The organism is Marinobacter sp., assembly GCF_048266785.1.
Classification (GTDB): domain Bacteria; phylum Pseudomonadota; class Gammaproteobacteria; order Pseudomonadales; family Oleiphilaceae; genus Marinobacter.
The window spans coordinates 62,662-87,285 of sequence record NZ_JBLWYX010000011.1 but is presented as its reverse complement, the minus strand read 5'-3'; the positions used below and the strand labels follow the sequence as shown (position 1 = coordinate 87,285).

Here is a 24,624-nt window from a genome sequence, read left to right as displayed (position 1 = left end):
CTCGTAAGGGGTGGTATATAGTATTTGCACTATAATACGTTGGTGTAATTTCTATATGTTGGGCTGTTAAATATTATATCGCTCTATGAAAGTATAGCGACCCCAGCGATTTTGCTGAATACACCACAAGAACAATAGGCTTATACAGAGGACCACACAATGACCTCGATCTTTGATCAGGATCTAACGCCTGTCGGCGCCAATTACGCTGTTCAATCTCCCGTTGATTTTATTGAACGTACTGCCAGTGTGTATCCGGATTTTCCGTCCATTATTCACGGAGCTATCCGCTATAACTGGTCGCAGACCTATGATCGCTCCCGGCGGCTGGCGTCGGCGCTGAAAGGTCGGGGCATTGGCAGGGGCGATACGGTCGCCGTGATGTTGCCGAATATTCCAGCGATGGTGGAATGCCATTTCGGGGTACCCATGATAGGTGCGGTGCTTAATACGCTGAATGTGCGCCTGGATGCTGAAGCCATTTCCTTCATGCTCGAGCATGGCGAAGCAAAAATTGTAATCGCCGATCGCGAATTTGGCCAAGTGGTACGCGACGCTGTCAGCCAGTTGGAAGACAAGCCTCTGGTCATTGATGTGGACGACCCGGAATACGGTGAGGGCGTTCAGGTAAGCGATCTGGACTACGAAGAGTTTCTGAAGGAAGGTGACCCGCAGTTTCAGTGGAGCTTCCCGGATAACGAATGGGATGCAATATCGCTGAACTACACCTCCGGAACCACCGGTAACCCCAAAGGTGTGGTGTATCACCACCGAGGCGCTTATATCAACGCTCTGGGTAACCAGGCCGTGTGGTCAATGGGTATGCACCCCGTGTATCTGTGGACGCTGCCCATGTTCCACTGCAACGGCTGGTGCTTCCCCTGGACAGTGACAGCCATGGCCGGTACTCACGTTTGCCTGCGCCGGGTTGATCCGGAAAAAATCCTGCAACTGATCCGTGATCATCAGGTCACGCATATGTGCGGCGCGCCCATTGTGCTGAACGCCTTGTTGAATGTGCCGCCCGAGTCCAAGGCCGGCATTGATCACGAAGTCCGCTCTATGACCGCAGGCGCGGCGCCTCCGGCTCAGGTTATTGGTGCTGTCGAGGAAATGGGCATCAAAGTGACTCACGTCTATGGCCTGACGGAGGTCTATGGCCCGGTAACGGTCTGTGCGTGGAAGTCGAAGTGGGATGATCTGCCGCTGCATGATCGGGCGAAGATAAAAGCCCGTCAGGGTGTGCGTTATCACACCCTTGCCGGCACCATGGTGGGTGACATCGAAACCATGGAACCGGTTCCAAAAGACGGCAAGACCATCGGTGAAATCTTCCTGCGCGGTAATACCGTGATGAAAGGTTATCTGAAAAACCCGAAAGCCACTGCGGAAGCGTTCCGTGGCGGTTGGTTCCATACCGGCGACCTGGCCGTATGGCACGAAGACGGCTACATGGAGATCAAGGATCGTCTCAAAGACATCATTATTTCCGGCGGCGAGAACATTTCCACCATTGAGGTAGAGGATACGCTTTACCGTCACCCGGCCGTTCTTGAGGCTGCGGTAGTGGCTCGCCCGGATGAAAAATGGGGCGAAACTCCCTGCGCCTTTGTAACTCTCAAGCCGGAGGCTGGCGATGTGAGCGAGGACGATATTATCAACTTCTGTCGCGAACACCTGGCTCGCTTCAAGGTACCCAAAACCGTTGTTTTCTCTGAATTGCCCAAGACCTCCACGGGCAAGATCCAGAAGTTCGTACTAAGGGATCAGGCCAAAAAACTGGACTGATTTCCTGACCGGCAGCGCCAGCCCTGGCGCTGCCGGATATCGCTACTAAAACAAAATGTCAGGCACACGCCCAGTGCGTGTGCCGGGAGATTCGCTATGCAAATTTTTCACCGTAAGAATGGGGAGCAGCAGCCATACTGGCCAGCCGGTCCTTTCCAGATCCGTCTTCCGTTTGTTCACTATCGCTGGGAATTTGCGGAGATGGTGCAGGCATTGATCATGTTTGTGGTTAGCCTGGCCATGATCCCTCTACTGCAAAAATATCTGGGTCTGCCCTACGACGTAGCGCTGGCTTATGCAGTGATCTGCGGTATTGGTTTTATGTTGCCAGCCCTGCTGGGTGTACCACTGGTGCCCGGCTGGATAACGCCGGGTATCCCCGTGGTGCTGCTTTTTCTGAGTGATTTTGAGCCTGGCCCGGAGGCAATCCAGGCGATGTTCGCACTGCAGTTTCTGGTGTTTATCATTTTCCTTTTTCTCGGCGTCAGTCGTTTAGGTAGCAAGTTGGTTGATCTGATACCTCGTTCCATGAAGGGCGGTATTATTATCGGTGCCGGTATTGCCGCTCTGATGGGGGAAATTGAAGTGGGCGGTCGCGTGGCCAATACGCCCATATCACTGATTGTTGGCGGCCTGGTTTGCCTGTATCTGATGTTTTCTGTGTCTTTCAAGGGCTTTGTTGAGGTCAACTCCCTGGCTCGCAAGGTGGCCAATTACGGCATGGTCCCGGGCATGATTGTGGCCATTGTGGTGGGGTTTGCTACCGGCGAATACGAGGTGCCGAATGTTGAGTGGGGCATTACCAAGCCGGCTTTTGACGAGTTGTGGAACTACCTGCCGTTTACGGTTGGATTCCCCAATCCCGAAGTATTCCTCTATGCCATTCCAACGGCAGTCATTGCCTACATTATTGCCTTCGGGGATATCGTAGTGGGTCAGTCCCTTATGAATCGTGTGGATCATCTTCGTAAAGACGAAGATATCGACAACAGTATCGACCGCGTGCACCTGGTAACCGCCATCCGGAACGGCGGGCATGCCTTCTTTGCTCCTTACCCCGGGCTAGCTGGCCCAATCTGGACCGCCGTAACGGCTACCATGGCTGAGCGTTACAAGTATGGCCGCAACGCCATGGACTCTATCTATAGCGGTGGTGGCACCTTCTGGATTACCGGCTTTATTGCCCTGTTTATCCTGCCGCTGGTGAGCTTTTTCCAGCCGGTACTGCCCATTGCGTTGTCTCTGACGCTTTTGTTGACTGGCTACATCTGTTTGATGGTTGGTCTGGAGCAGTTGGAGAACAACACTGAGCGGGGCATTGCCGGCACCATGGGCGTGGTTTTGGCGGTTTATGGCGCAGGCTGGGGCCTTGCGACGGGTGTGGTTCTTTACCTGTTGATTGAACGAACCAAGCTGCTTGGCTTTACCTCAGACCCTGAAGCCCCGGGGACAAAGGCAGAAGTAGAAGACTGAATTGGTGGCCTCCGGTTTGCGCCGGAGGTCGTCCAGACCCTGTGTGTCTTTGGGGAGGCGGAATGCCTCCCCTTTTTTGCCTACGATCCCGCCAATGACGGTGTGTCATTTTGTGACAATCTGTCCGTTTTACCAGCTTCACCCTTCCTTCTTGTTTTCAGGACTAAAGTTTCCGGATGGCGAACAGCAGTTTATCAATGTGGTGCGGCTGTACCGGGACAGGATTGAAGATCCCAAGCTGAAGGCCGAGATTCGCGGCTTTATTGGCCAGGAAGCCTTGCACAGCCGTGAGCACAAAGACTACAACGAGGCGTTGAAAGCTCGGGTTATGACATTGACGGGCTGGATCGCCGTTTTCGCAAGCATATGGAGCCTTCGCACCTGGATGGGCGGGCTCAACTTTCTGTGGGGAAAGCCCGGCATTTTGCGCCAGTGCCTGCCTGATTTTCTGGCGTATTTCCGCAAGGACTTCCATTCGTGGTAGCAGGACAACAGGGCGCTGCTGAAAAAAAACTTCCAGAAACTGGATGTTGCAGCTTGATCTGAATTGAAAGTCAGACACTTGCGGGGTGGGCGACACTGGCCTGCCCGCAGTGAATCAACCGCATTTATAGCGAACCTGTTTTGTCAGTCTTCGTGTTAGCCTCATGGCCTCCAAAGTAAATACAATCTTATTTTTAACCTCAACAGGGCCGTCAATACCATGACCAAGGATAAGACCGATCCAGCCAGTCAAATGCTTGAATTGCATGTCAAGCATGAGGTTGCATCACTTAAGGGCGCAAAACTCCGCAAGTTTCTCAAGCAGGAGGTCAGTGAGCTTCTTGATCTTGCGGGTGGTATCACGCTGAATCGCATCGCCTCGGAAAACCAGGTGATGGAGACCATTCAGCGTGTTGTCGTGAACATGGAACTGGACGCAGGCATTCCGGAGCTGGCGGGTGAAATGGCCACCGAGGTGCTGAATGCGCCGGTTCAGGCAAAGACAGCGCTGGGAGACATTATCACCCGGGAGCAAGCTACTGGCTTTGTGGAAGAAATGCTTGAGCTCAGGCAGCAACGTGAGCGGGTGATCAGCGAAATCATGGCTCATCCGGTTTATCAGGAACTGGTTTCGAATGTGGTGTATCAAGGGGTGGTCAATTACCTCTACGAAGACAACCTGATCACCAAGTCGGTCCCCGGCGTTGGTTCCATGATGAAATTTGGCAAGCGTATGGCCAATAAAGCGGTACCCGGGTTGGATGAAACCTTTGAACGACGGCTCAAAGCCTGGCTCTCCGACAGCCTGCCAGGGCTGATCAATCGCAGTGAGCAGTTTCTTCAGAAGGCGCTCTCCGATGATGAGGTGAGGGATACGGTTATGGCGGCCTGGGTCGCCATGGAGGACCGAACGCTTGCGGAGTTGCAGGAAGGCTTGGGTGATGTGGAATTGCAGACCTTTGTGGTGCTGGGCTATGAGTTCTGGCTGCAGTTCCGGAAGACCGACTACTTTGAAGGTTGCGCCCGTGCAGTGGTTGCGCACCTGTTTTTGAAATATGGTGACCGACCGCTTACCGATCTGCTCGACGACGTTGGCGTTACCGAGGATTTGATCATGGCAGAAGTGGACGCCTGGGCCATTCCGATTATAGACGTGCTCCGGGAAGAGGGTTATGTTGAGACTCTTGTGCGTCGGCGGCTGTCAGCGTTTTATAACTCCGCAGCCGCACGCAAAATTCTTGAGCAGGAGGCCTGACAGCTTCAGTCTTCCGCAACAAAAGATGTGGAGGTCTGTCTGGTTTTCGAGTTGTTCTGGGCTTATCTGATTGCCATAAGTCTGTTAACCGTAACGCCGGGTGTGGATACGCTCCTGGTTATGCGCAATGCCGGTCGCGGTGGCTTCCGGGATGGCTGCGCAACCAGTGTGGGTATTTGCTGTGGCTTGTTTATTCACGCCACTCTCTCGGCACTGGGTATCTCCCTTCTTTTGCTGGAAACAGCCTGGGCATTCTCTGCGCTCAAGTGGGCCGGAGCCTTTTATCTGATCTGGCTTGGCCTGGGTTCGCTCAGGCACGCGGTAAAGGGCGATCCCGATACTGGCGCAGGATCACCTGCGGTCGCCCGCCGCAACGTTCCACTGCAGGTGTCGTTTCGTGAGGGCCTGCTCTCCAATGCTCTTAACCCGAAAACTGCTCTGTTCTACATGGCTCTGTTGCCGCAATTTCTGGATCCTTCGGGAAGTGCCTTTCAGCAATCTTTGGTGCTGGCAGGCGTGCACTTTCTGCTGGCGATGTTCTGGCAGTGCGCGCTGGCCTGGATGGTGGTGCGTTTTCGGGGCGTGGGTGTTGGTGCTGGGGTAAAGCGAATGCTTAATGGGCTGACCGGGGGCTTTTTTATTGTGATGGGTGCAAAACTGGCAGGTAATTGACCGGGTATATAAAAAAGGGAAGCCGGAGCCGGCTTCCCTTTTTTTCAGGCGGTTGTACTAAACCGCACTGGAATTACTTCTCCAGATATTGAAGCTTGTTGGGCTTGCCATCCCACTCTTCAGCCTCTGGTAGAGGGTCTTTCTTCTCGGTGATGTTCGGCCACTTACCCGCCAGATCGGCGTTGAGTTCCACAAACTGAACCTGATCTGCCGGCAGTTCGTCTTCCGAGAAAATCGCCTCGGCCGGGCACTCAGGCTCACACAGCGCGCAGTCGATACACTCGTCAGGGTCGATTACCAGAAAGTTCGGTCCTTCGTAGAAGCAGTCTACCGGGCACACTTCCACGCAGTCTGTGTATTTGCACTTGATGCAGTTATCGGTAACGATAAACGCCATAATCAGATCCCTGGTCCAGTGGTCAATCTCATCCGGAGCGTGATGTCAGGCTCCATGGTTATATTTTAATGGGCGATATTGTAGGGAGCCACCCTCACAGCCGCAAGCGTTTGGCTGCTATAACCTTATTACCCAGATCAACTTTGTATCAGTTTTTCAGTAATCCCTTCAATTCATAGAGCCTGTTCATGGCTTCCCTGGGTGATAGTCCGTCCAGATCGAGACCCTGCAGGGCCTCCTCTACGGCACTGGGCGCCGCACTGGCAAACATGTCACCCTGATAAACAACTTGGCTGGATGCCCCACGATTCTTCGTGCTCGCCTCGGCTACTGCTGCGGGCTGCGTCGTTGCGGCCACTGCACTGTTTTCCAGCAGTTTCAGCTGCGTTTTGGCGTTGTGTATAACGTTCTGGGGTACGCCAGCCAGTTTCGCTACCTGCAGGCCATAGCTCTGGCTGGCCGGACCTTCGTGCACGTTATGCAGGAAAACAATACTGTCGTCGTGCTCGGTTGCCGTCAGGTGCACGTTGACCGCAAGCTCAAGATCGTCCGCCAGCTGTGTGAGTTCAAAATAGTGCGTGGCGAACAGGGTGTAGCAGCGAATTTCTTTTGCCAGGTGCTCTGCTGTGGCCCATGCCAGTGACAAACCGTCAAATGTGCTGGTGCCGCGGCCGACTTCGTCCATCAGAACCAGGCTGAACTCGGTAGCATTGTGCAGGATGTTGGCGGTCTCGGTCATTTCCACCATGAAGGTGGAGCGCCCGCCGGCGATGTCATCCGATGATCCCATGCGAGTGAAGATGCGATCCACCGGCCCCAGTACAGCACGGTTGGCGGGCACAAAGCTTCCGGTGTAGGCCAGCAGGCCAATAAGCGCAGCCTGGCGCATGTAAGTGGACTTGCCGCCCATGTTGGGGCCCGTAATCACCAGCATCCGGCGTTTTGCGTCCATTAGCAGGTTGTTGGGCACGAAAGGTTCATCAAGAAGCTGCTCCACCACCGGATGGCGGCCATCCTCAATATCAAATCCCGGGGCATCGCGGAATTCCGGTGCGACAAAACGCAAGGTGGTGGCTCGTTCGGCAAAGTTGCTGATGACATCCAGCTCTGCCAGCGCCTGAGCTGCATCCTGCAGCGGTGCGAGTTGTTCCGCGACGGTTTCCAGCACTTCATCGTAGAGTGCTTTCTCTCTTGCCAGCGCCCGGCTTTTGGCACTCAGGGCTTTGTCTTCGAATTCTTTCAGCTCGGGCGTGATAAAGCGTTCTGCGTTTTTCAGTGTCTGGCGGCGAATGTAATCAACCGGCGCCTGAGCAGATTGGGCCCGGCTGATTTCAATGTAATAGCCGTGCACCCGGTTGTAGCCAACTTTCAACGTGCTTATGCCGGTGCGCTCTTTTTCCCGGGTTTCCACATCAAGCAGATACTGGCCGGCGTTTTCACTGATGTTGCGCAGTTCGTCCAGCTCTTCGTCAAAGCCCTCACGGATCACGCCACCTTCACGGATGACAACCGGGGGGTTGTCGATAACGGCGCGCTCCAGAATATCGGCCAGCTCGGGGTACTCACCAATCACAGTGGCGAGCTTTACGATATGGTGTGAATTAACCGGCTTCAGTGTTTCTTGCAGTTCTGGCAGCACCAGAAAAGCATCCCGCAGGCGGGCCAGATCTCTGGGCCTGGCCGAGCGTAACGCCACACGGGCCAGAACGCGCTCGATATCGCCCACGGCCTTCAACAGGCTGTGTACCGGTTCGTAATGGAAGCCCTCAAGCAGAGCGGATACTGCGAGCTGACGTTGTTGCACCAGCTCCACATCCCGCAGCGGGCGATTCAGCCAGCGCCTGAGCTCCCGGCCACCCATGGAGGTTGCGGTCCTGTCCATCACCCAGGCCAGGGTGTGCTGGTGCCCGCCCATGAGGTTGACATCAATTTCCAGGTTACGGCGACTGGTGGCGTCGAGAATAACCGCCTCGTCGCGGCGTTCCCGGGTCAGCTTACGAATGTGGGGCAGGGCGGTGCGCTGGGTTTCTTTCGCGTACTGCAGTAAACAGCCGGCTGCACAAATGGCCAGGCCAAGATCTTCGCAACCGAAACCGGTGAGGTCGCGAACCTGCAATTGCTGGGTGATTACTCGGCGAGCCGTATCGGATTCAAATAGCCAGGGCCCCTGGCGGCGAACGCCTGTAAGGCCGGCAAGCACCTCCTGAAACGGGAAATCTTCACTGATCAGGATCTCCGCCGGTCGCAAACGCTGCAGCTCTCCCTGCAAGGCTTCCAGGCTTTCCAGCTCGGAAACCACAAATCGACCGCTGGAAATATCCAGTGATGCAAAGCCGAACTGCTCGCGGTGGTGGAATATGGCGGCCAACAGATTATCGCGGCGATCTTCCAGATAGGCGTCATCGCTGAGGGTGCCGGGAGTAACGATTCTGACCACCTGGCGATCAACCGGCCCTTTACTGGTTGCCGGGTCGCCAATCTGTTCGCAGATGGCGATGGATTGACCCGCTCTGACCAGCCGTGCAATGTATCCTTCGGAAGCATGAAACGGGATGCCCGCCATGGGAATCGGGTTGCCGCCGGACTGTCCCCTTGCTGTGAGGGTTATATCCATCAGCTCTGCAGCTTTTTTGGCGTCATCGTAGAACAGCTCATAGAAATCACCCATACGGTAGAACACCAGCTCATCCGGATGTTGACCTTTGATTTTCAGATATTGCTGCATCATCGGGGTGTGCTTTGGTAAATCGTTCTGAGCTGCTGACATGGACGAGTCCGGATAATCTTGCTTTGGGTGAAGCCACGGATTGTAAGAAAATAATGCCCGCGATGAAACGAAGGAGAACATTATGCCTGCCAGTGACCATGAACTCGAACAAGCAGGAGAAAAGTTGGCTGAGCAGTTAATGGCAGTCGGTCTGACTATGGTGACTGCTGAGAGTTGTACCGGTGGCTGGGTCGCCAAGGTGCTGACTGATAAGGCGGGCTCCTCTGCCTATGTGGTTGGCGGTCTGGTTACCTACAGCAATGACGCCAAACAGAAACTGCTCGGAGTGACCGGTGCCTCTCTGGATAATCATGGCGCCGTCAGCGAGCCGGTGGTCCGGGAAATGGTTGCAGGCGCATTGGCGACAACAGGAGCCGGTGTTGCGGTGGCTGTTAGCGGCATCGCGGGGCCTGGAGGCGGCAGTGAAGAAAAGCCCGTTGGCATGGTCTGGTTCGCTTGGGGTAGCAGCGTGGGAACTACTGAAGCGGTAGTGCGGCATTTCAGCGGGGATCGTGATCAGGTGCGTCGGCAGGCAGTTCTCTTTGCTCTGCAAGGTGTTAGCGAGTTTTTGGTGGGAGCATGAGTACTTCGGTAATAACAGGGGTTGGCCTCTCCCTCGGGGTATGTTTTAATACTGTTCAAATATACAGGGAATTCGCTGTTACCGTTGTACAGGTTCCCGCTTAACTACACCTCCACCGGCTTGCCATACCTTGCCGGCGGCCAAGGCAACAGAGGGTTTGCACTGATGGAAGACAACCGCAAAAAAGCATTGAGCGCAGCACTGGGCCAGATTGAGCGCCAGTTCGGTAAAGGCGCAGTCATGAAAATGGGCGACCAGCCCCGCGAAGCCATGCCTGCGGTCTCCACTGGTTCTCTGGGGCTGGATGTTGCTCTGGGTATAGGCGGCTTGCCTTATGGTCGGATTGTTGAAATCTATGGCCCTGAAAGCTCCGGTAAAACAACTCTGACCCTTCAGGTAATTGCCGAAGCACAGAAAGCCGGAAAAACCTGTGCCTTTATCGATGCCGAGCACGCCCTGGATCCGATCTACGCAGAAAAGCTCGGTGTCAACGTGGACGACCTTCTGGTTTCACAGCCGGATACTGGTGAGCAGGCTCTGGAAATTGCAGACATGCTCGTGCGCTCCAACGCGGTAGACGTCATCATTGTTGACTCCGTAGCAGCCCTGACACCGAAAGCTGAAATTGAAGGCGAAATGGGCGACAGCCACGTTGGCCTCCAGGCCCGATTGATGTCCCAGGCTCTGCGCAAGCTCACGGGCAATGTGAAGCACGCCAACTGCCTGCTGGTCTTTATCAACCAGATCCGTATGAAAATCGGCGTAATGTTTGGCAGCCCGGAAACCACCACCGGCGGTAACGCCCTGAAATTCTACTCATCTGTACGTCTTGATATCCGCCGCATCGGCGCGGTAAAAGAAGGCGACGAAGTTGTTGGTAATGAAACCCGCGTTAAGGTCGTAAAGAATAAGGTGGCCCCGCCTTTCCGGCAGGCCGAGTTCCAGATTCTTTATGGCAAAGGCATCTACCAACTGGCTGAAGTGCTCGATATGGGCGTTAAAGAAGGCTTTGTGGATAAATCTGGCGCCTGGTATGCCTACAATGGTGACAAAATTGGCCAGGGCAAAGCCAACGCCTGCAAGTTCCTGGAAGAGAACATGGACATTGCGAAGGAGATTGAAGCCAAAGTGCGTGACAGGCTGATGCCGAAGCCGGTTGCCAAGAAAGATGCTGCTGTCGCTGAAGTAGAAGCGGACGCTGAAGTGCTCTAAAACAACCCGGGAGGTGCGTTATGGACCGCAAAAAGAAATTGCTGATTGTTTCTCACGCGCCCTCCCCGAATACACTCTCCCTGCGCGATGCAGTTGCGCAGGGAGCGCACCATGAAGACATTGAAAACGTTGAAGTAACCGTATTGGCACCACTCGATGCCGGCCCCGATGATGTTCTTGCCTGTGACGCCATTATCCTTGGCACCACCGAAAATCTTGGTTATATGAGCGGCGCTCTCAAAGATTTCTTTGATCGCAGCTACTACCCCTGCCTGGAGAAAACCCAAGGCCTGCCATTTGCCTATTACATTCGCGCCGGCCACGACGGCACAGGCACACAGCGCGCCATCGATAGCATCACCACGGGGTTGCGCTGGAAAGTTGTTCAGGAGCCTTTGATCTGCCGTGGTGAATTCCAGCCTGAATTTGTCACCCAGTGTGAAAAACTTGGCCTGTCTATGGCCGCTAGCCTGGATGTTGGAATTATTTAAAGCGGTTATCAAATCGCCATGGCGAGCTTCTGTTGGGTGGCAATCCCTCCGCGTTCCATATTGAGGCGTTCGCTATTGTGATGCCAAAATATAATGACAGAACGCTTTAAAACTTGGTCCAAGCCCACCTTTTTGTTACAAAAAAACCAGATTATCACGTCGTTGTGTATCATTTTAAAGGCGTTCGGTCTGAAAAGTGATGCGTCCTCACTTTATAAGAAGATACACATTAAATTATATATAACAGTGATATAGATGTTTTTTTTGGATAGAAAGGCGAGGCTTCAGCTTGATCTTTTCTCTGTGGTTAAGGGGTTGTAGATAAAACGTGATACAGAAAGCTTGACAAAGTTATCATGTATATTACATATTTATTTTGTCATATGCAGTAACACGACATCCAACGCAAATAATCAATGACCTTGACCCCTTTCAGGAGGAGTTATGACTAACAAAAAAGAGCGTTTTTCGGAAACCATGGAGTTTCCGCCCGAGATTGAGCAACCCAACGTCTACCCCCTATCCTGGCATCGTAAAAGCGATAAGCTGCAGGAGATCTGGGAGGCACACTTACGTGAATACTGGGACCCGGAAAAATTGCCCTGGGACACCTTCGATGTTGAGAGCTACTCCTGGGAGGAGCGTGAGTCGATAGCTTACTGGTGGACGTTGCTGTCGGTATTTGATGCTTCGGCCCCTCCAGTATTTGCTGAGGCTCTTATCAAGACCTACGAGGTCCACGAAGAAGATCTGGTGCGTAGGTGTTTCTTCTCAGTGACTGCCGACGAGCAGAATCACGAAATCATGTGTGGCCTGGCGATCACCAAACTTCTCGACCATCCCGATCCAATAACCTACGAACCCAAAACGGATATTGGCCGCCGCCTGCAAAAAAATGCAAAGTGGTTGTATTTTAATGGTGCGCGTTACTGGGACGGCTATAAAAAGGCTGTACCTAAGTACGATATTGCCGTGCTGTTCAGCTCCTTCCTGATGGGTGAGATTGCTGCTGCCACAATTTTCAAGCAAATGTTTGAAAACTCGAGGGAGCCTGTATTCAAAGAAGCTTTCGGGAACATTGGCCGTGACGAAGGCCGTCACATGGCAATTTGCATGGCGGTCATGGAACGCGACTATCCAGGCCTTAGTGATGAGCACAAGTCCATCGTCACCAAGCAGATTCGTGCCGGGTATCTGTTCCTGTCCGCTGTGCTTTTTGAGCCGCCAGCGGACTTCTGGGATTTGCCTGATGATTTTATTAAAAATCAGCGTGATGGTGAGGAGATCGCCCGCAATGCAGGCTTTGGTATTCCAGCCTACGATGCCAAGCTCGAGAACTGGAAAAACGCCATCCTCAATCTGAAGGGCGTTCTGGATCGATACAATATCCCATTCCCGGCAATCCCCGAAGTGGGTGTCTCTGGCGAAGAAGTCTCAGATGTGGATATGGATGACATCATTCCCGTTTTCTAAATCCACAAATGCAGTAAATGGAAGGTTCTGGCCGTTTTTCTGATCTGGAAGGCGGCCAGCCTTAACAAAACTTCGGGGATGGGATGGAAGCATGGCTAGTATAGTGATTCAGCCCTCTGGCAAGGTTGTTGAGTGCAAGGGTAATGATACCGTCTTAATGGCGCTCGAAAAGGCAGGGTACGCGTTGCCCAATAACTGCCGGGCGGGCGCCTGCGGCGAGTGCAAGGTGAAAGTGCTGTCAGGTCAGTTCGATCAAGGGATGGTTCTTGATATGGCCTTGAGTGCGGAGGAACGACGAGAAGGTTGTGGCCTGATGTGTATGGCCAAACCAATCTCCGAAGAGATGGTGATTGAATGGGGAACTGCCGATGCGCGACCTAAACTCTTTCCTCCCCGCGAAGGGGCTTTGTTTGTAGTCGTTGATCGGCGTGAATTGGCTGCTCGTGTGCTTGAACTGACCCTACGCCCGGTTGGTAAGCCAATTCGTTATTGGCCGGGGCAATATGTGACGCTGGGTGATGAGCGTGCGGGCATTTCACAGCGCGCCTATTCTATCTCGAACGCGCCGCGCCCGGACGGTGAGCTTGTGTTGCAGGTGGCGCGTGTCGAAGATGGCGTTACCAGTCGCTGGGTGCACGACACCGTACAGACCGGTGATAGCGTCAAGGTCAATGGCGCATATGGCACCTTTATCGGAGACCCATCTGTCGAGACGCCGGTGCTCTGCCTGGCGGCAGGGACAGGACTTGCGCCTATACTCGATCTGGCCGAGGCGGCCTTACGCCGGGGCTACAAAAAACGCGTGGATCTGGTGTTTTCAGCTAAAACCGTCGAGGATGTATACGGTCAGGGAATAATGGCTTGGTGGCGGGCGAAGCATCGCAACTTTGACTATAAGGTCACCTTGACACGCGAGGAACGTGAAGGATACCTGCATGGGCGCATCGATGCTTTATTACCGAGTATGTACCCTGACTTGTCCAAACACAGTCTATTTATTGCGGGTAGTCCGGAGTTTGTGGATGCATGCGTTGTTGCCGCCAAGGCACTTGGCGCGCAGGATGACATGGTCCATAAAGAAGGCTTTTTCGAGCAACAACAAACGATCGGGAAGGGCGGACATCGGTCCTGAACCTTGAGGGACAAAGTCTGTTGCCACACCATTTGACTCATTCATCATTGGATGGATTGAGAAGCCGCCTTCGGTTATAAAAACCTTCGATACGTGACAAAGCGTTATCCGCAGCTCTGGAATACCCCTTTTAGGCAGTAAGCCGGGTAGCGATCCTTGATCCTGCGATCGGCGGAGTCACTCGTCATAGATCGGCATCCATTCGTATTTTGTCGTTGTTATTACCCGCCATCAGACTGAAGCATAATGGTCGTGAGGGTAAGTGTAGTGTGCGGACAAAGATCAGGACAATGATGCCCGGCAAGAAAGTGATTTTGATCACAAAGCGGCGCTTTCGGGAGCGTTTACTACAATTCTTTTCCCCGGGCGCGACAGACCGGTCTGCAAAACCTACAATGACCGGCCAATGAGTCAACCGTTACAGGACCCAACCTTGAAGTCACTGTCTCTGCATCAGCTATACAAAGCCTGTGTTCTGAAAGATCTGCCATTCAAGTCCACCAGACAACTGGTGCCTCTGTCCGAAATCGTCGGCCAGAACCGTGCCCAGGAGGCGGTGCGCTTTGCGCTGGCCATGCCCCACGGTGGATATAATGTATATGCCGTAGGTCGTAACGGTTTGGGCAAGCGCACAATGATGCTGCGCTACCTTGAGCATCATCTGGATACCGAACAGCAAAGCCACGATTGGTGCTACGTCGCCGATTTTGAAGAACCCCGGGTTCCGAAGCTGCTTCAGTTGCCAGCAGGCAAGGGTATGCGGCTCAAGCAGGACATGGAAAAACTCATGAGCCGGCTGGTCAAGGTTATTCCGCAGACCTTCGACAGTGACAGCTTTCTGGAGCGCTCCGAGCAACTCAAGGAAGAGTATGGGAAGAAGCAGGAAGACGAGCTTGAGAAAGTAGCCGCGCAGGCGCGTCGCAAAAAAGTCAGCCTTACGATTACGACGCCCGGTGGCTATCGCCTGGTGGCGATGAAAGGTGACAAGCCCCATACCGCTGAGACATTCAAGGCGCTGACAGAAGCACAGCGGGAAAAGTTCGAAGATTCCGTCAACAAGCTAGAAAAAAAGCTCCGGCAGGCGCTGCGCAAACTGGCTGATTGGGAACAGGAGTACGCCGATAAGCAGCAAGCACTGAACCGGGAGACTCTGGAGGGTATATCCGGTCATCAGATTGACGAGTTGATCGAGCATTACAAGAATCTTCCGGACGCGGTTGCATACTTTGAAGCCGTGCGGGCAGATCTGGTTGAGAATCTGGAGATCTTTCTCGACGACAACGAAGAGCAGGCGGCCATTGCCTATGCGTCGTTGGATAAAAAGATGCCGCGACGCTACCTGGTGAATGTTCTGGTGCACCAGAAAACCAATGAAGTTCCAATGGTGGTAGAAGACAACCCGACCTACCACAACCTGTTCGGGTACGTTGAGAACGTTACCTACAAGGGCACCGTGTTCACGGATTTTTCCCTCATTCGAGCAGGCAGTCTGCACCGGGCCAACGGCGGCTATCTGTTGATGGATGCCATCAAGATGCTCGAGCAGCCCTTTGTCTGGGATGGGCTCAAGCGAGCACTGCGAGCCCGGTCCATTCAGATCAACTCCCTTGAGCGTGAGCTAACGCTTTCCGGCACTATTTCCATTGAGCCTCAGGGGGTGCCGCTGGATGTAAAGCTCGTGCTTTTTGGTGATCGCGAAACCTGGATGCTGTTGCAGGATTACGATCCGGAGTTTGCGGAACTGTTCCGGGTAACGGCAGACTTTGAGAATGAAATGTATCGCTCCGATGACAGCCAGGTGATGTACGCAAAGTTTATTGCCAGCGTGGTCAAAGAAAAGAACCTTCTGCATTGCACCAACAAGGCGGTGGCAAGGATCATAGAATACAGCGCCCGCATGGCAGAGCATCAGGACAGGCTTTCATTGCACGCGGCAAATATTGCCAACCTGCTTCGGGAATCCGACTTCTGGGCGAGGCAAGCCGGCGCCAAGCTGATTCAGGATGTGCATGTTGAGCGTGCGCTGGAGAGTGCCAAATACCGCAGCAGTCGGATTCGTGATCAGTTTTACGATTCGATTCGTGATGGCTCTACGCTGGTATCAACTGAGGGTACGGTCGTCGGGCAAGTGAATGCGCTTTCTGTGCTGTCTACCGGCGGGTTTGAGTTCGGGCTGTCCAACCGGGTAACCGCGACCTGCTATTATGGAGATGGCGGAATTATCGATATTGAGCGAGACGTGAAGCTGGGCGGAAATATTCACTCCAAAGGCGTGATGATTCTCAGCTCCTGGTTGGCTTCCCACTTTGCCGTGACTGATCCAATGCACCTCTCCGCAAGCCTCACGTTTGAACAGAACTATGGCGAGGTGGACGGCGACAGTGCGTCACTGGCTGAGCTCTGTGCGCTGATATCCTCGCTGTCGGGTATTCCGGTGCGGCAAGACCTTGCTATTACCGGTTCTGTAAATCAGTTTGGTGAGGTGCAGCCGATCGGTGGAGTTAATGAGAAAGTTGAGGGCTTCTTTGCTACCTGCCAGCTCAAGAGTGGACTGACGGGTTCCCAGGGCGCGATCGTACCTGCGAATAATGTCCAGAACCTCATGTTGGACAGCGAAGTGGTGCAAGCTGTTCGTGAGGGCCGATTTGCCGTATACGCTGTTTCGAATGTTGACGAGGCCGTTACGTTGCTGTTGGGCAAGCCAGCCGGGAAGGTAGACAGCAAAGGCAACTATCCGAAACAGAGCGTTTTTGGCATTATCCAGCAACGGCTTGAGAAAATGCGCGAACACGAGCGTCAGGAACACGCCCGGGACGATCAAAAAGATCCGTCAATTCACTGAGCGGCGGCCACAATAAAACAGACAGGAGAGAACACGCCCATGACTGATATTCAGCAAACTGTATACGTGGTAGAGGACGACGAGGCCGTTCGTGACTCACTGGAGCTGTTACTGAAGTCCGATGGCAAACTGGTCAAAACCTATGAGAATGCGGCTGTGTTCCTCAAGGATTACTCCGAAAAGATGGCCGGCTGCGTCGTGCTGGATATCCGCATGCCGGGTATGGATGGCATGGAGCTGCAAAAGAAACTGAACGAGAAGCACTCCATCTTGCCCATTATTTTTGTGACCGGGCACGGTGATGTGCCCATGGCGGTCGATGCCATGAAAGAGGGCGCTGTAGACTTTATCCAGAAGCCCTACCGTGAAGAGGCACTGCTTGAGAAAATCGAAGCTGCGCTGGAGCAGGATCTGGAACAGCGCAAAACGCTTGATGAGAAGCAGGAGATTGTTCGTCGGATCAAGAGCCTGACCCCTCGGGAGCACGAAATCATGGATCGAATGATAGAAGGCCAGGCCAACAAGGTCATTGCAATCGAGCTGGAGATCAGTCAGCGCACCGTTGAGATTCATCGCTCCAGAGTCATGCACAAGATGGGTACCCATTCACTGGCACATCTGGTTCGCATGGTGCTGTCCGTAAAGAACCTTATCGACGCACGGTAATACCACCGGCATCATGGGGTTATCTTATTGACCGGCCTTTTACTATATGACTGAAGTTGTCAGCGAAAATGCAGAGGTTACGGTTCTGCTTGTGGATGACAATCCTCAGAACCTGAAAGTGCTCTATGAGACACTGAAAGACAAAGGCTACCGGCTCCTGATCGCCAACGAAGGCGAAAAAGCACTGGATCTTGCTCACCGGCACCAGCCTGAAGTCATCCTGCTTGATATCATGATGCCTGAAATGGATGGTTATGAGGTGTGTCAGCGCCTCAAAGCCAATCCGGCTACCTCCGACTGTGCAGTTGTCTTCCTTTCAGCGCTGGATGATCTGCAAGCCAAGGTAAAAGGTTTCTCTCTCGGCGGCGCCGATTATATTTCCAAGCCTTTCCAGTCTCTTGAAGTCATTGCCAGAGTTAAGACCCACGCCCGCGTAATCCGGCTTGAGCGTGAGTTGCAGGCGCGTAATCGGGAGCTTCAGGGTGACCAGACCCGCATCCTCAACTCCATCAGTGAAGGCATTTACGGCCTTGATGAGCACGGCACAATCGAGTTCGCCAATCCTGCTGCGGGCGTCATCATGCGATGTCCGGTAGAGGATCTGATTGGCCGTAATTTTTTTGAAACTCACTTCTCAACAGCCACTGAAGGCCAGCCGGGCCTCCCGGTTTACGCCACCTGTCGCGAGGGTATCGCCGAGAATCAGCGCAATATCCGGATGCAGCGTACGGATGAAACGGGATTTCCTGCTGAATATCGCTCCACTCCCAAACACGATGGCGATGAATTGCACGGAGCCGTTGTTGTGTTTCGTGATATTACCGTTGAACTGGAGAACGAGCGGGCGCTCGATGAGGCGCGCGAGCTGGTTCAGGAGCAGCGCGACCAGTTGGCGCACACGTCCCGGCTGACCACCATGGGCGAAATGGCTGCGGGTGTTGCCCATGAGGTAAATCAGCCGCTGACGGCGATTGCCAATTACGCCCGGGTTTCCAAGCGGATGATGTCTGTTGAGAACCCGAACCTGACAGTGCTGCAGGAAACCCTCGACAAGATTGAGGCTCAGTCTCACCGCGCCAGTGAGATTATTCGCAGGATCCGGCGATTTGTGAAAAAGCCGGCGACGGGTAAGGAAATTCTGTCCTTATCAGCACTGCTGGAGGACACGCGTCAGTTTGCAGAGGTGGACGCGCGTAATAATGATGGGGCAATTGAGCTGGCCGTGCAGGCGGACTTGCCAGATGTTCTGGCCGACCCGATTCAGGTGCAGCAGGTTGCCCTGAACCTGATACGAAACGCGCTTGAGGCTACGCGCAGTGCGGAATCTGAGTCGCCAGTGGAAGTAAGCGCCAGGGTTACAGTTGACGGCGGTGTCCGGGTTGAGGTTCGCGACCACGGTATCGGGCTTGCGGACGATGCAGAAGAAAAGCTGTTTTTGCCTTTTTATACCACTAAAGACGAAGGTATGGGCATTGGCCTGCCTACCTGTCGCTCCCTGATACAAGCTCAGGGAGGTGAAATCGGCTTTGAGCGCCCGGAAGGTGGCGGCGCCTGTTTTTTCTTCACGCTTCCGGTTGCCGGCGCACCCGGCACAACTTCATGTCCGTCCGGTGATGGGGGCCCTTCTGGCGCCGTTTAAAGCCATTCTACCTGACCGCTGAGGTGCGGTGCATCGCCTCTGGCGTTCAGCAGTTGATAATCCAATCCAGCTTTTTCTGTTCGCCAGTTTAACTGCGCAGTGCCCGGTAAAAAGAGTGGCTTCTTGAACTGACAGCTCACTTTTACCGGGCCCGGCTGCCACCCACCCTGTTGTTCCAGGATAGCCAGCGCATGGGCCTTGCTCCACATCCCGTGTGCTATTGCCCTGGGAAAGCCAAAAGCCCTGGCGCTCAACGCGTGCATGTGAATTGGATTACGGTCTCCGGAAACTTTTGCGTACCGGCGCCCGGTGGATTCGGGCACATCAATTTGTGTTGTGTTTGGGTAGTGCTCCAGAGGCGGTGGTGCCGTATTTGGCGCGGTCCCCGCTTGCGCCCGTGGTTGGCGGAAGAGCATGGTGCTGGTCTCCTCCCACACCACTGTGCCGGCGGAGCTGGCGTTGGTAATCACGCCAAATTCTATGCCGCGGCTGGTGCGCTCCTGATTCCCCAGACAGACATCCAGTTTCAGGGTTTCACCCACCCCGATGGGTCTGTGCTGGGTTATGGTGTTGCACAGATGCACCAGCCCCAGAAGCGGTAATGGAAAAGCCTTTTCGGTCAGTAGCTTCAGGTGAAGCGGAAATGCAAGAATGTGGGGCCAGGTCATAGGTATGTGGTTGCCGGGTCTGAATCCACACGCGCGTTCATATTGACTCAGGTTATCGCCAGCAGTGTGAGCACAAAGCAGTTCAGCACAGAGTTGTGGAAGTGTAATGTCCGCACCGGAAAGGCCTTTTTTCGGCAAGAGAGCCTTGCCGAAGAGCGGGAGCAGTGCCGGTGGGGTGTCTCGATAAACAAGAGTGTCTGGCATGACTTTCTCCCTGATAGTTGGTGTATTCGTGGATGGAGTACGAAGGATTGACAAAAGATGACGAATGCTGATGCCCGTTATGTCTGGATCCTGCTACAACTGTGAGCCTGTGGCCGATATGCTCTAATGTAAGACGATAGTATGATGCCTGTATGGTGCTGGATGCCACCTCGGACGAGTCTATTGATGAGATTGTCTATTTGACCGGATTTTCGGAGCCGAGTACTTTTTATCGCGCGTTTAAGCGCTGGTCAGAGATGACCCCAATTGAGTACCGGAAAACAGCGCAAGGCAGAGATGCGATGGTTGATGCCATGTAATACGCTGGTTTTCTGAATTTTTTCAGAAAAGGCGTTGACATAGTCAGGCACCTCTTTATAATGCGCTCTCGTTGTTACCGAGCAATCCGAGAATGGTTGCAAAGCCTTAAAAAGCAATCGGTTATGACTTTTGCGGAGCGGTAGTTCAGTTGGTTAGAATACCGGCCTGTCACGCCGGGGGTCGCGGGTTCGAGTCCCGTCCGCTCCGCCACTTTTTCGAAAAGCCGTTAGCTATGACATAGCTAACGGCTTTTTTCGTTTCAACTCCCATTGAATTGCGTGCCCGTCTCTTTTGCCAGGTGCTTGCTGTTTGGCTGAAGGGATTCGCGCAGATAGTCCAGTAACATGCGCACCTTCGGTGATAAATGGCGATTATGGGGATAGATGGCCCAGATGCCGTCATCGGCCTCCTGGCAATACGTCAGAAGAGGAATCAGTTGGCCCGAATCCAGAGAAGACTGCACATAGTAATCCGGCAGTTGGACAATGCCGATGCCTTTCAACGCCGCATCCAGCAAACTCCAGCCGCTATTACACCTGATATTGCCTGTGATCCGGATATTGCGAGGCTTGCCCAGCTCCTGAAAGCGCCAGTAATCCAGATTGCCTTGCAGACAGTTATGCTGCTCCAGCTCCGATAGAGAGTGGGGAACCCCATAGGTCGACAGATAATCCGGTGAGGCACAAACATACAGGGTTCTTGACGACAACCGCTTGGCCATCATGCTGGAGTCCTCCAGCTTACCCATTCGCACTGCCAGGTCATAGCCTCCTGCAACCAGATCCAGCTGTTGGTTGGTCAGATTCATTTGCACCTCAAGTCCGGGGTAACGCAGTACAAAGTCGTTAACCAGAGGAGCGATGACTTTTTCCCCGAAGGTCACCGGCGCAGTCAGTCGCAACCGGCCCTTGGGAACGAGCTGAAGATTGGTCATCGAGCGTTCCGCCTCTTCAAGCTCATCAAGTACCTGCCGGCAGTGTTGATAATAGATCTGCCCGGCTTCAGTCACCGATACTTTGCGGGTTGTTCGATAAAACAATTTGGTTGATAGCCGGGCTTCCAGCGCGCTGACCTGACGGCTAACCTGAGCCGTCGAGATGCCCAGTTTTTTCGCGGCTGCGGTAAAGCTCTCTGCCTCCGCCACTGCTACAAACTCACTAACCCCTTCCCAAATAAACATTCTCTGATCCTTGCGCCACAGCTTGAGTGGGCGTAAACAAAAAAAGCAGTGGATTGGAAAATCACCGGACCATTGTTACTCGGTGGTAAAGGTGAATTGACATGATATGGGATTATCTATTCTCAGGATAGGAATACAATGGCTCCATCAACATGGCGGAACCCTCTGCCTGAGCCCTACAACGACCGGAGAGCCATATGACTCAGACCATCAAATCCAAAGCAGCCATTGCTTGGGGACCCAATCAGCCACTGTCTGTTGAAGAAGTGGATGTTATGCCGCCGCAGGCTGGCGAAGTTCGAATCCGCGTTGTGGCCAGCGGTGTGTGCCACACCGACGCGTTTACTCTGTCCGGTGACGATCCGGAAGGCATTTTCCCGGTGATTCTTGGCCACGAAGGCGGTGGCATTGTGGAATCAATCGGCGAAGGCGTGACCAGCGTTGAGGTAGGCGACCACGTAATCCCGCTGTATACCCCCGAGTGCGGCGAGTGCAAATTTTGCACATCCGGCAAGACTAACCTGTGCCAGAAGATTCGCGAAACTCAGGGTAAGGGCCTGATGCCCGACGGCACCAGCCGTTTCTCCAAAGACGGTCAGCCTATTTTCCATTATATGGGATGCTCGACTTTCTCCGAGTACACGGTGCTACCGGAAATTGCTCTGGCCAAAGTTAATAAAGAAGCGCCGTTGGAAGAAGTGTGCCTGCTCGGTTGTGGTGTCACCACCGGCATGGGGGCTGTAATGAATACGGCCAAGGTAGAAGAGGGTGCCACAGTGGCCATCTTCGGCATGGGTGGCATTGGGCTATCGGCCATTATCGGTGCCACCATGGCCAAGGCCAGCCGCATCATCGCCATCGACATTAACGAGAGCAAGTTCGAACTCGCCCGCAAGCTGGGCGCTACCGACTGCATCAACCCGAATGACTACGACAAACCGATTCAGGATGTAATTGTCGAGCTGACCGATGGCGGCGTGGATTATTCTTTTGAATGTATTGGCAACGTCAACGTAATGCGTTCGGCCTTGGAATGCTGCCACAAAGGCTGGGGCGAGTCCGTGATCATCGGTGTCGCCGGTGCCGGCCAGGAAATCTCTACCCGCCCATTCCAGTTGGTAACCGGTCGGGTCTGGAAAGGCTCCGCCTTTGGCGGCGTCAAGGGCCGTTCTGAGCTGCCCGGTATTGTAGACCGTTATATGCAGGGTGAGTTCAAGCTTGACGATTTCATTACTCACACGATGGGCCTGGAAAGGATCAACGAAGCTTTCGACCTGATGCACGAAGGCAAGAGCATTCGTTCCGTTATTCACTTCGACAAGTAATAAAAATGGTCGCCCGTGCCTTGTGCGGGTGGCCGTTATTTTGAGAGATTGCCATGAATATTGAAAATCTGAGCCGTAACAAGAGCTTTGGTGGCTGGCACAAGCAGTACAGCCATTACTCGGAAACGCTGAATTGCACCATGCGTTTTGCAATTTACCTGCCACCGCAGGTGTCAAAAGGCGACAAGGTGCCGGCTGTGTACTGGCTGTCCGGCCTGACCTGCACGGATGAAAACTTCATGCAGAAAGCGGGTGCCCATCGCATGGCAGCTGAGCTGGGTGTAGCCATTATTGCACCGGACACTAGCCCTCGCGGTGATGACGTGGCGGACGATGAAGCCTACGACTTGGGTAAGGGCGCAGGTTTCTACGTGAATGCCACCCAGGCACCCTGGAGCCGGCATTACCGTATGTACGATTATGTGCTGAACGAACTGCCAGAGCTTATCGAATCCATGTTCCCGGTTAGTGATCAGCGCTCGATTTCTGGTCATTCAATGGGTGGGCACGGAGCGTTGGTTCTGGCATTGCGCAACCCTGAGCGCTATCGCTCGGTGTCGGCCTTTAGCCCAATCAGTAACCCGGTTAATTGCCCCTGGGGCAAGAAGGCCTTTGGCGCATATTTGGGCAAAGATACTTCCACTTGGGCTGACTATGACGCCAGCTTGCTGATGCGTAAGGCCGGCGAGTTTGTGCCAGCCTTGGTAGACCAGGGTGAGGCCGACGATTTTCTTGTCGAGCAACTCAAGCCGGAAACTCTGGAAGCTGCGGCCAAGCACAGCGGTTATCCACTGGAGCTGAACCGGCGTGAAGGCTTTGATCACAGCTACTACTTTATTGCCAGCTTCATTGAGCAGCACCTGCGTTTTCACGCCGGGCACCTGTTTCAGTAATAACCTCGCCCTGGAGGATCTTTTCTTCCGGGGTTATCAGTAGGTGTCGAAGTGGCGTCACTATAAAAAATTACCGCCCTTGTTTCGTCATTTCACGGAACTGCTTACGATGTTCTCCCGGGCTGAGACCAAACCAGCGGCGGTATGCCTTGTGCAGTGCAGCAGGATTGGAAAAACCGAGAAGCCAGGCAATTTCGGATAATGAGGTTTCAGTTTCCCGGATATAATCCCTCGCCAGCTGTTTTCGGGTGTCATCCATAAGTTCCCGGAACCCGGTGTTCTCTGCGGATAGCTGTCGTTGTAATGTCCATGGTGTAACCCCCAACTTTGAAGCAATTGTCTCAAGGCTTGGGGTTTCTCCCTTGAACAAAGGAGTGAGCAGGCCTCTTACCCTGTCTCCGGTTGTCCAGCCGCGCTGAATTTCCCGCATTTCCTCGTCACAAAGGCGAACCAGTTTTTCGTGCATGGCCTGTTGTGTCTGCACTGTTCCCTGATTCCACACGTCCTGTCTCACGGTTACGCTGTTCATCGCCGCTCCGAACTGAACTGGACACCGAAACCAGGCTTCAAACATCTCGTCCAGGCCTGTGGAAGGATATTCTATGGTTACCTTCTCCAGTACATCCCACTGCCCGGTAACCGTGCGTAAAAACTGGGTCCAGGCACTCAGTACCGAGTCCACAACAAAATAATTGAAGGGGTTGTACGGACGAATGGAGTAAAACTGCAATCTCCGCTTTTCCGGTTCTGCCTCTGGGGTTCCCCGGCTGTTGCGGCTCGTCAGAAGAGAATAGTGGATCAGCGTCTGTATGGCGGCGCCGGCGGTGCTCGAAGACTCGCCCGCAAGGCCTGCTATGCCAGCGTCAACAGGCCGTGACAGAGCTCCCATGCGTAATCCGAGGGCGGAATTGCCGCAGGCCTGAATGGCAGCATGGCCCAGTCTCATGAATCGTGGAATGCTGATGCGCGCAGCGGATGACGTGAGAGTCTGCTCACTGAGTTGAAAACGACCTGTCAGATCCTCCACGTTGACGCCCTCCGCTTCAGCGGCCCGGAGCAATACGTTCACATAGAGAATGCTGATGTCACCAAGAGGATCCTGGTTGGGGAGAGGCTGGCGATCGTATGGATCCATGGTAGCTCACCTGGAGTCTGTCGTC

The 24,624-nt window shown here is 53.8% G+C and carries 20 protein-coding genes, 1 tRNA gene and 1 pseudogene; 17 read left to right on the top strand and 5 right to left on the bottom strand.

Annotation, left to right across the window (positions count from 1 at the left end):
* Positions 1 to 159 precede the first annotated feature (159 nt).
* The 5 genes from ACN0V1_RS15000 to ACN0V1_RS14980 all read left to right on the top strand — a co-directional run bounded on the left by ACN0V1_RS15000 (position 160) and on the right by ACN0V1_RS14980 (position 5,671).
* Positions 160 to 1,788: an acyl-CoA synthetase gene (locus tag ACN0V1_RS15000; protein ID WP_417545761.1), complete on the top strand. Its 1,629-nt coding sequence runs from the start codon at positions 160 to 162 to the stop codon at positions 1,786 to 1,788.
* A gap of 96 nt (positions 1,789 to 1,884) precedes the next feature.
* Positions 1,885 to 3,261 (top strand): solute carrier family 23 protein, encoded by a 1,377-nt coding sequence (locus tag ACN0V1_RS14995; RefSeq protein ID WP_417545760.1) that lies wholly within the window; start codon positions 1,885 to 1,887, stop codon positions 3,259 to 3,261.
* A 112-nt stretch (positions 3,262 to 3,373) separates the two neighbouring features.
* On the top strand, positions 3,374 to 3,745 hold the full coding sequence (locus ACN0V1_RS14990) for a metal-dependent hydrolase (RefSeq protein ID WP_417545759.1): 372 nt from the start codon (positions 3,374 to 3,376) through the stop codon (positions 3,743 to 3,745).
* 219 nt (positions 3,746 to 3,964) lie between these two features.
* Positions 3,965 to 4,999 carry a hypothetical protein gene (locus ACN0V1_RS14985; RefSeq protein WP_417545758.1) on the top strand — a complete coding sequence of 345 codons (1,035 nt, stop codon included), beginning with the start codon at positions 3,965 to 3,967 and terminating at the stop codon, positions 4,997 to 4,999.
* A gap of 51 nt (positions 5,000 to 5,050) precedes the next feature.
* Complete coding sequence (locus ACN0V1_RS14980; protein ID WP_417545757.1) at positions 5,051 to 5,671, top strand: LysE family translocator; 621 nt, start codon at positions 5,051 to 5,053, stop codon at positions 5,669 to 5,671.
* 73 nt (positions 5,672 to 5,744) lie between these two features.
* On the opposite strand, the gene fdxA is transcribed toward ACN0V1_RS14980, so the two are convergent.
* Complete coding sequence (gene fdxA / locus ACN0V1_RS14975) at positions 5,745 to 6,068, bottom strand: ferredoxin FdxA (protein ID WP_096783204.1); 324 nt, start codon at positions 6,066 to 6,068, stop codon at positions 5,745 to 5,747.
* 148 nt (positions 6,069 to 6,216) lie between these two features.
* Entirely contained in the window at positions 6,217 to 8,835 is a 2,619-nt protein-coding gene (gene mutS / locus ACN0V1_RS14970) for a DNA mismatch repair protein MutS (RefSeq protein ID WP_417545756.1), read from the bottom strand.
* Positions 8,836 to 8,917: 82 nt separating this feature from the next.
* On the opposite strand from mutS, the gene ACN0V1_RS14965 reads away from it, so the two are divergent.
* From ACN0V1_RS14965 to ACN0V1_RS14930, 8 genes are all read left to right on the top strand, one after another.
* The gene (locus ACN0V1_RS14965) at positions 8,918 to 9,418 is read left to right on the top strand and encodes a nicotinamide-nucleotide amidohydrolase family protein (protein WP_417545755.1); all 501 of its coding nucleotides are present in this window, start codon (positions 8,918 to 8,920) and stop codon (positions 9,416 to 9,418) included.
* Positions 9,419 to 9,583: 165 nt separating this feature from the next.
* A complete protein-coding gene (recA, locus tag ACN0V1_RS14960; RefSeq protein WP_417545812.1) occupies positions 9,584 to 10,630 on the top strand; it encodes a recombinase RecA in 1,047 nt (348 codons plus the stop codon).
* Between the two features lie 20 nt (positions 10,631 to 10,650).
* A complete protein-coding gene (locus ACN0V1_RS14955) occupies positions 10,651 to 11,121 on the top strand; it encodes a flavodoxin family protein (RefSeq protein WP_417545754.1) in 471 nt (156 codons plus the stop codon).
* 444 nt (positions 11,122 to 11,565) lie between these two features.
* A complete protein-coding gene (locus ACN0V1_RS14950) occupies positions 11,566 to 12,594 on the top strand; it encodes a hypothetical protein (RefSeq protein WP_417545753.1) in 1,029 nt (342 codons plus the stop codon).
* Positions 12,595 to 12,685: 91 nt separating this feature from the next.
* Positions 12,686 to 13,726 carry a 2Fe-2S iron-sulfur cluster-binding protein gene (locus tag ACN0V1_RS14945; RefSeq protein WP_417545752.1) on the top strand — a complete coding sequence of 347 codons (1,041 nt, stop codon included), beginning with the start codon at positions 12,686 to 12,688 and terminating at the stop codon, positions 13,724 to 13,726.
* Between the two features lie 433 nt (positions 13,727 to 14,159).
* Positions 14,160 to 16,568 (top strand): Lon protease family protein, encoded by a 2,409-nt coding sequence (locus ACN0V1_RS14940; RefSeq protein ID WP_417545751.1) that lies wholly within the window; start codon positions 14,160 to 14,162, stop codon positions 16,566 to 16,568.
* Between the two features lie 39 nt (positions 16,569 to 16,607).
* Positions 16,608 to 17,234, top strand: a complete 627-nt coding sequence (gene fixJ / locus ACN0V1_RS14935; RefSeq protein WP_417545750.1) for a response regulator FixJ — start codon at positions 16,608 to 16,610, stop codon at positions 17,232 to 17,234.
* A gap of 46 nt (positions 17,235 to 17,280) precedes the next feature.
* Positions 17,281 to 18,873, top strand: coding sequence for a response regulator (locus tag ACN0V1_RS14930; protein ID WP_417545749.1), 1,593 nt, complete (start codon positions 17,281 to 17,283; stop codon positions 18,871 to 18,873).
* Here ACN0V1_RS14930 and ACN0V1_RS14925 read toward each other — a convergent pair.
* On the bottom strand, positions 18,870 to 19,745 hold the full coding sequence (locus ACN0V1_RS14925; protein WP_417545748.1) for a MaoC/PaaZ C-terminal domain-containing protein: 876 nt from the start codon (positions 19,743 to 19,745) through the stop codon (positions 18,870 to 18,872). The genes ACN0V1_RS14930 and ACN0V1_RS14925 overlap by 4 nt on opposite strands.
* A 170-nt stretch (positions 19,746 to 19,915) precedes the next feature.
* On the opposite strand from ACN0V1_RS14925, the pseudogene ACN0V1_RS14920 reads away from it, so the two are divergent.
* Both ACN0V1_RS14920 and ACN0V1_RS14915 read left to right on the top strand, forming a co-directional pair.
* A pseudogene (locus ACN0V1_RS14920) lies at positions 19,916 to 20,065 on the top strand (helix-turn-helix domain-containing protein); the annotation flags it as partial.
* Positions 20,066 to 20,199: 134 nt separating this feature from the next.
* A tRNA-Asp gene (locus ACN0V1_RS14915) sits at positions 20,200 to 20,276 on the top strand.
* Positions 20,277 to 20,325: 49 nt separating this feature from the next.
* On the opposite strand, the gene ACN0V1_RS14910 is transcribed toward ACN0V1_RS14915, so the two are convergent.
* Positions 20,326 to 21,246: a LysR substrate-binding domain-containing protein gene (locus ACN0V1_RS14910; protein ID WP_417545747.1), complete on the bottom strand. Its 921-nt coding sequence runs from the start codon at positions 21,244 to 21,246 to the stop codon at positions 20,326 to 20,328.
* Between the two features lie 197 nt (positions 21,247 to 21,443).
* Here ACN0V1_RS14910 and ACN0V1_RS14905 point away from each other — a divergent pair, with 197 nt between their 5' ends.
* Both ACN0V1_RS14905 and fghA read left to right on the top strand, forming a co-directional pair.
* Positions 21,444 to 22,571: an S-(hydroxymethyl)glutathione dehydrogenase/class III alcohol dehydrogenase gene (locus ACN0V1_RS14905; protein WP_417545746.1), complete on the top strand. Its 1,128-nt coding sequence runs from the start codon at positions 21,444 to 21,446 to the stop codon at positions 22,569 to 22,571.
* Between the two features lie 53 nt (positions 22,572 to 22,624).
* The gene (gene fghA, locus ACN0V1_RS14900; protein ID WP_417545745.1) at positions 22,625 to 23,464 is read left to right on the top strand and encodes an S-formylglutathione hydrolase; all 840 of its coding nucleotides are present in this window, start codon (positions 22,625 to 22,627) and stop codon (positions 23,462 to 23,464) included.
* Between the two features lie 70 nt (positions 23,465 to 23,534).
* Here fghA and ACN0V1_RS14895 read toward each other — a convergent pair whose 3' ends face one another.
* Entirely contained in the window at positions 23,535 to 24,599 is a 1,065-nt protein-coding gene (locus tag ACN0V1_RS14895) for an AraC family transcriptional regulator (RefSeq protein WP_417545744.1), read from the bottom strand.
* Between the last annotated feature and the right edge of the window lie 25 nt (positions 24,600 to 24,624).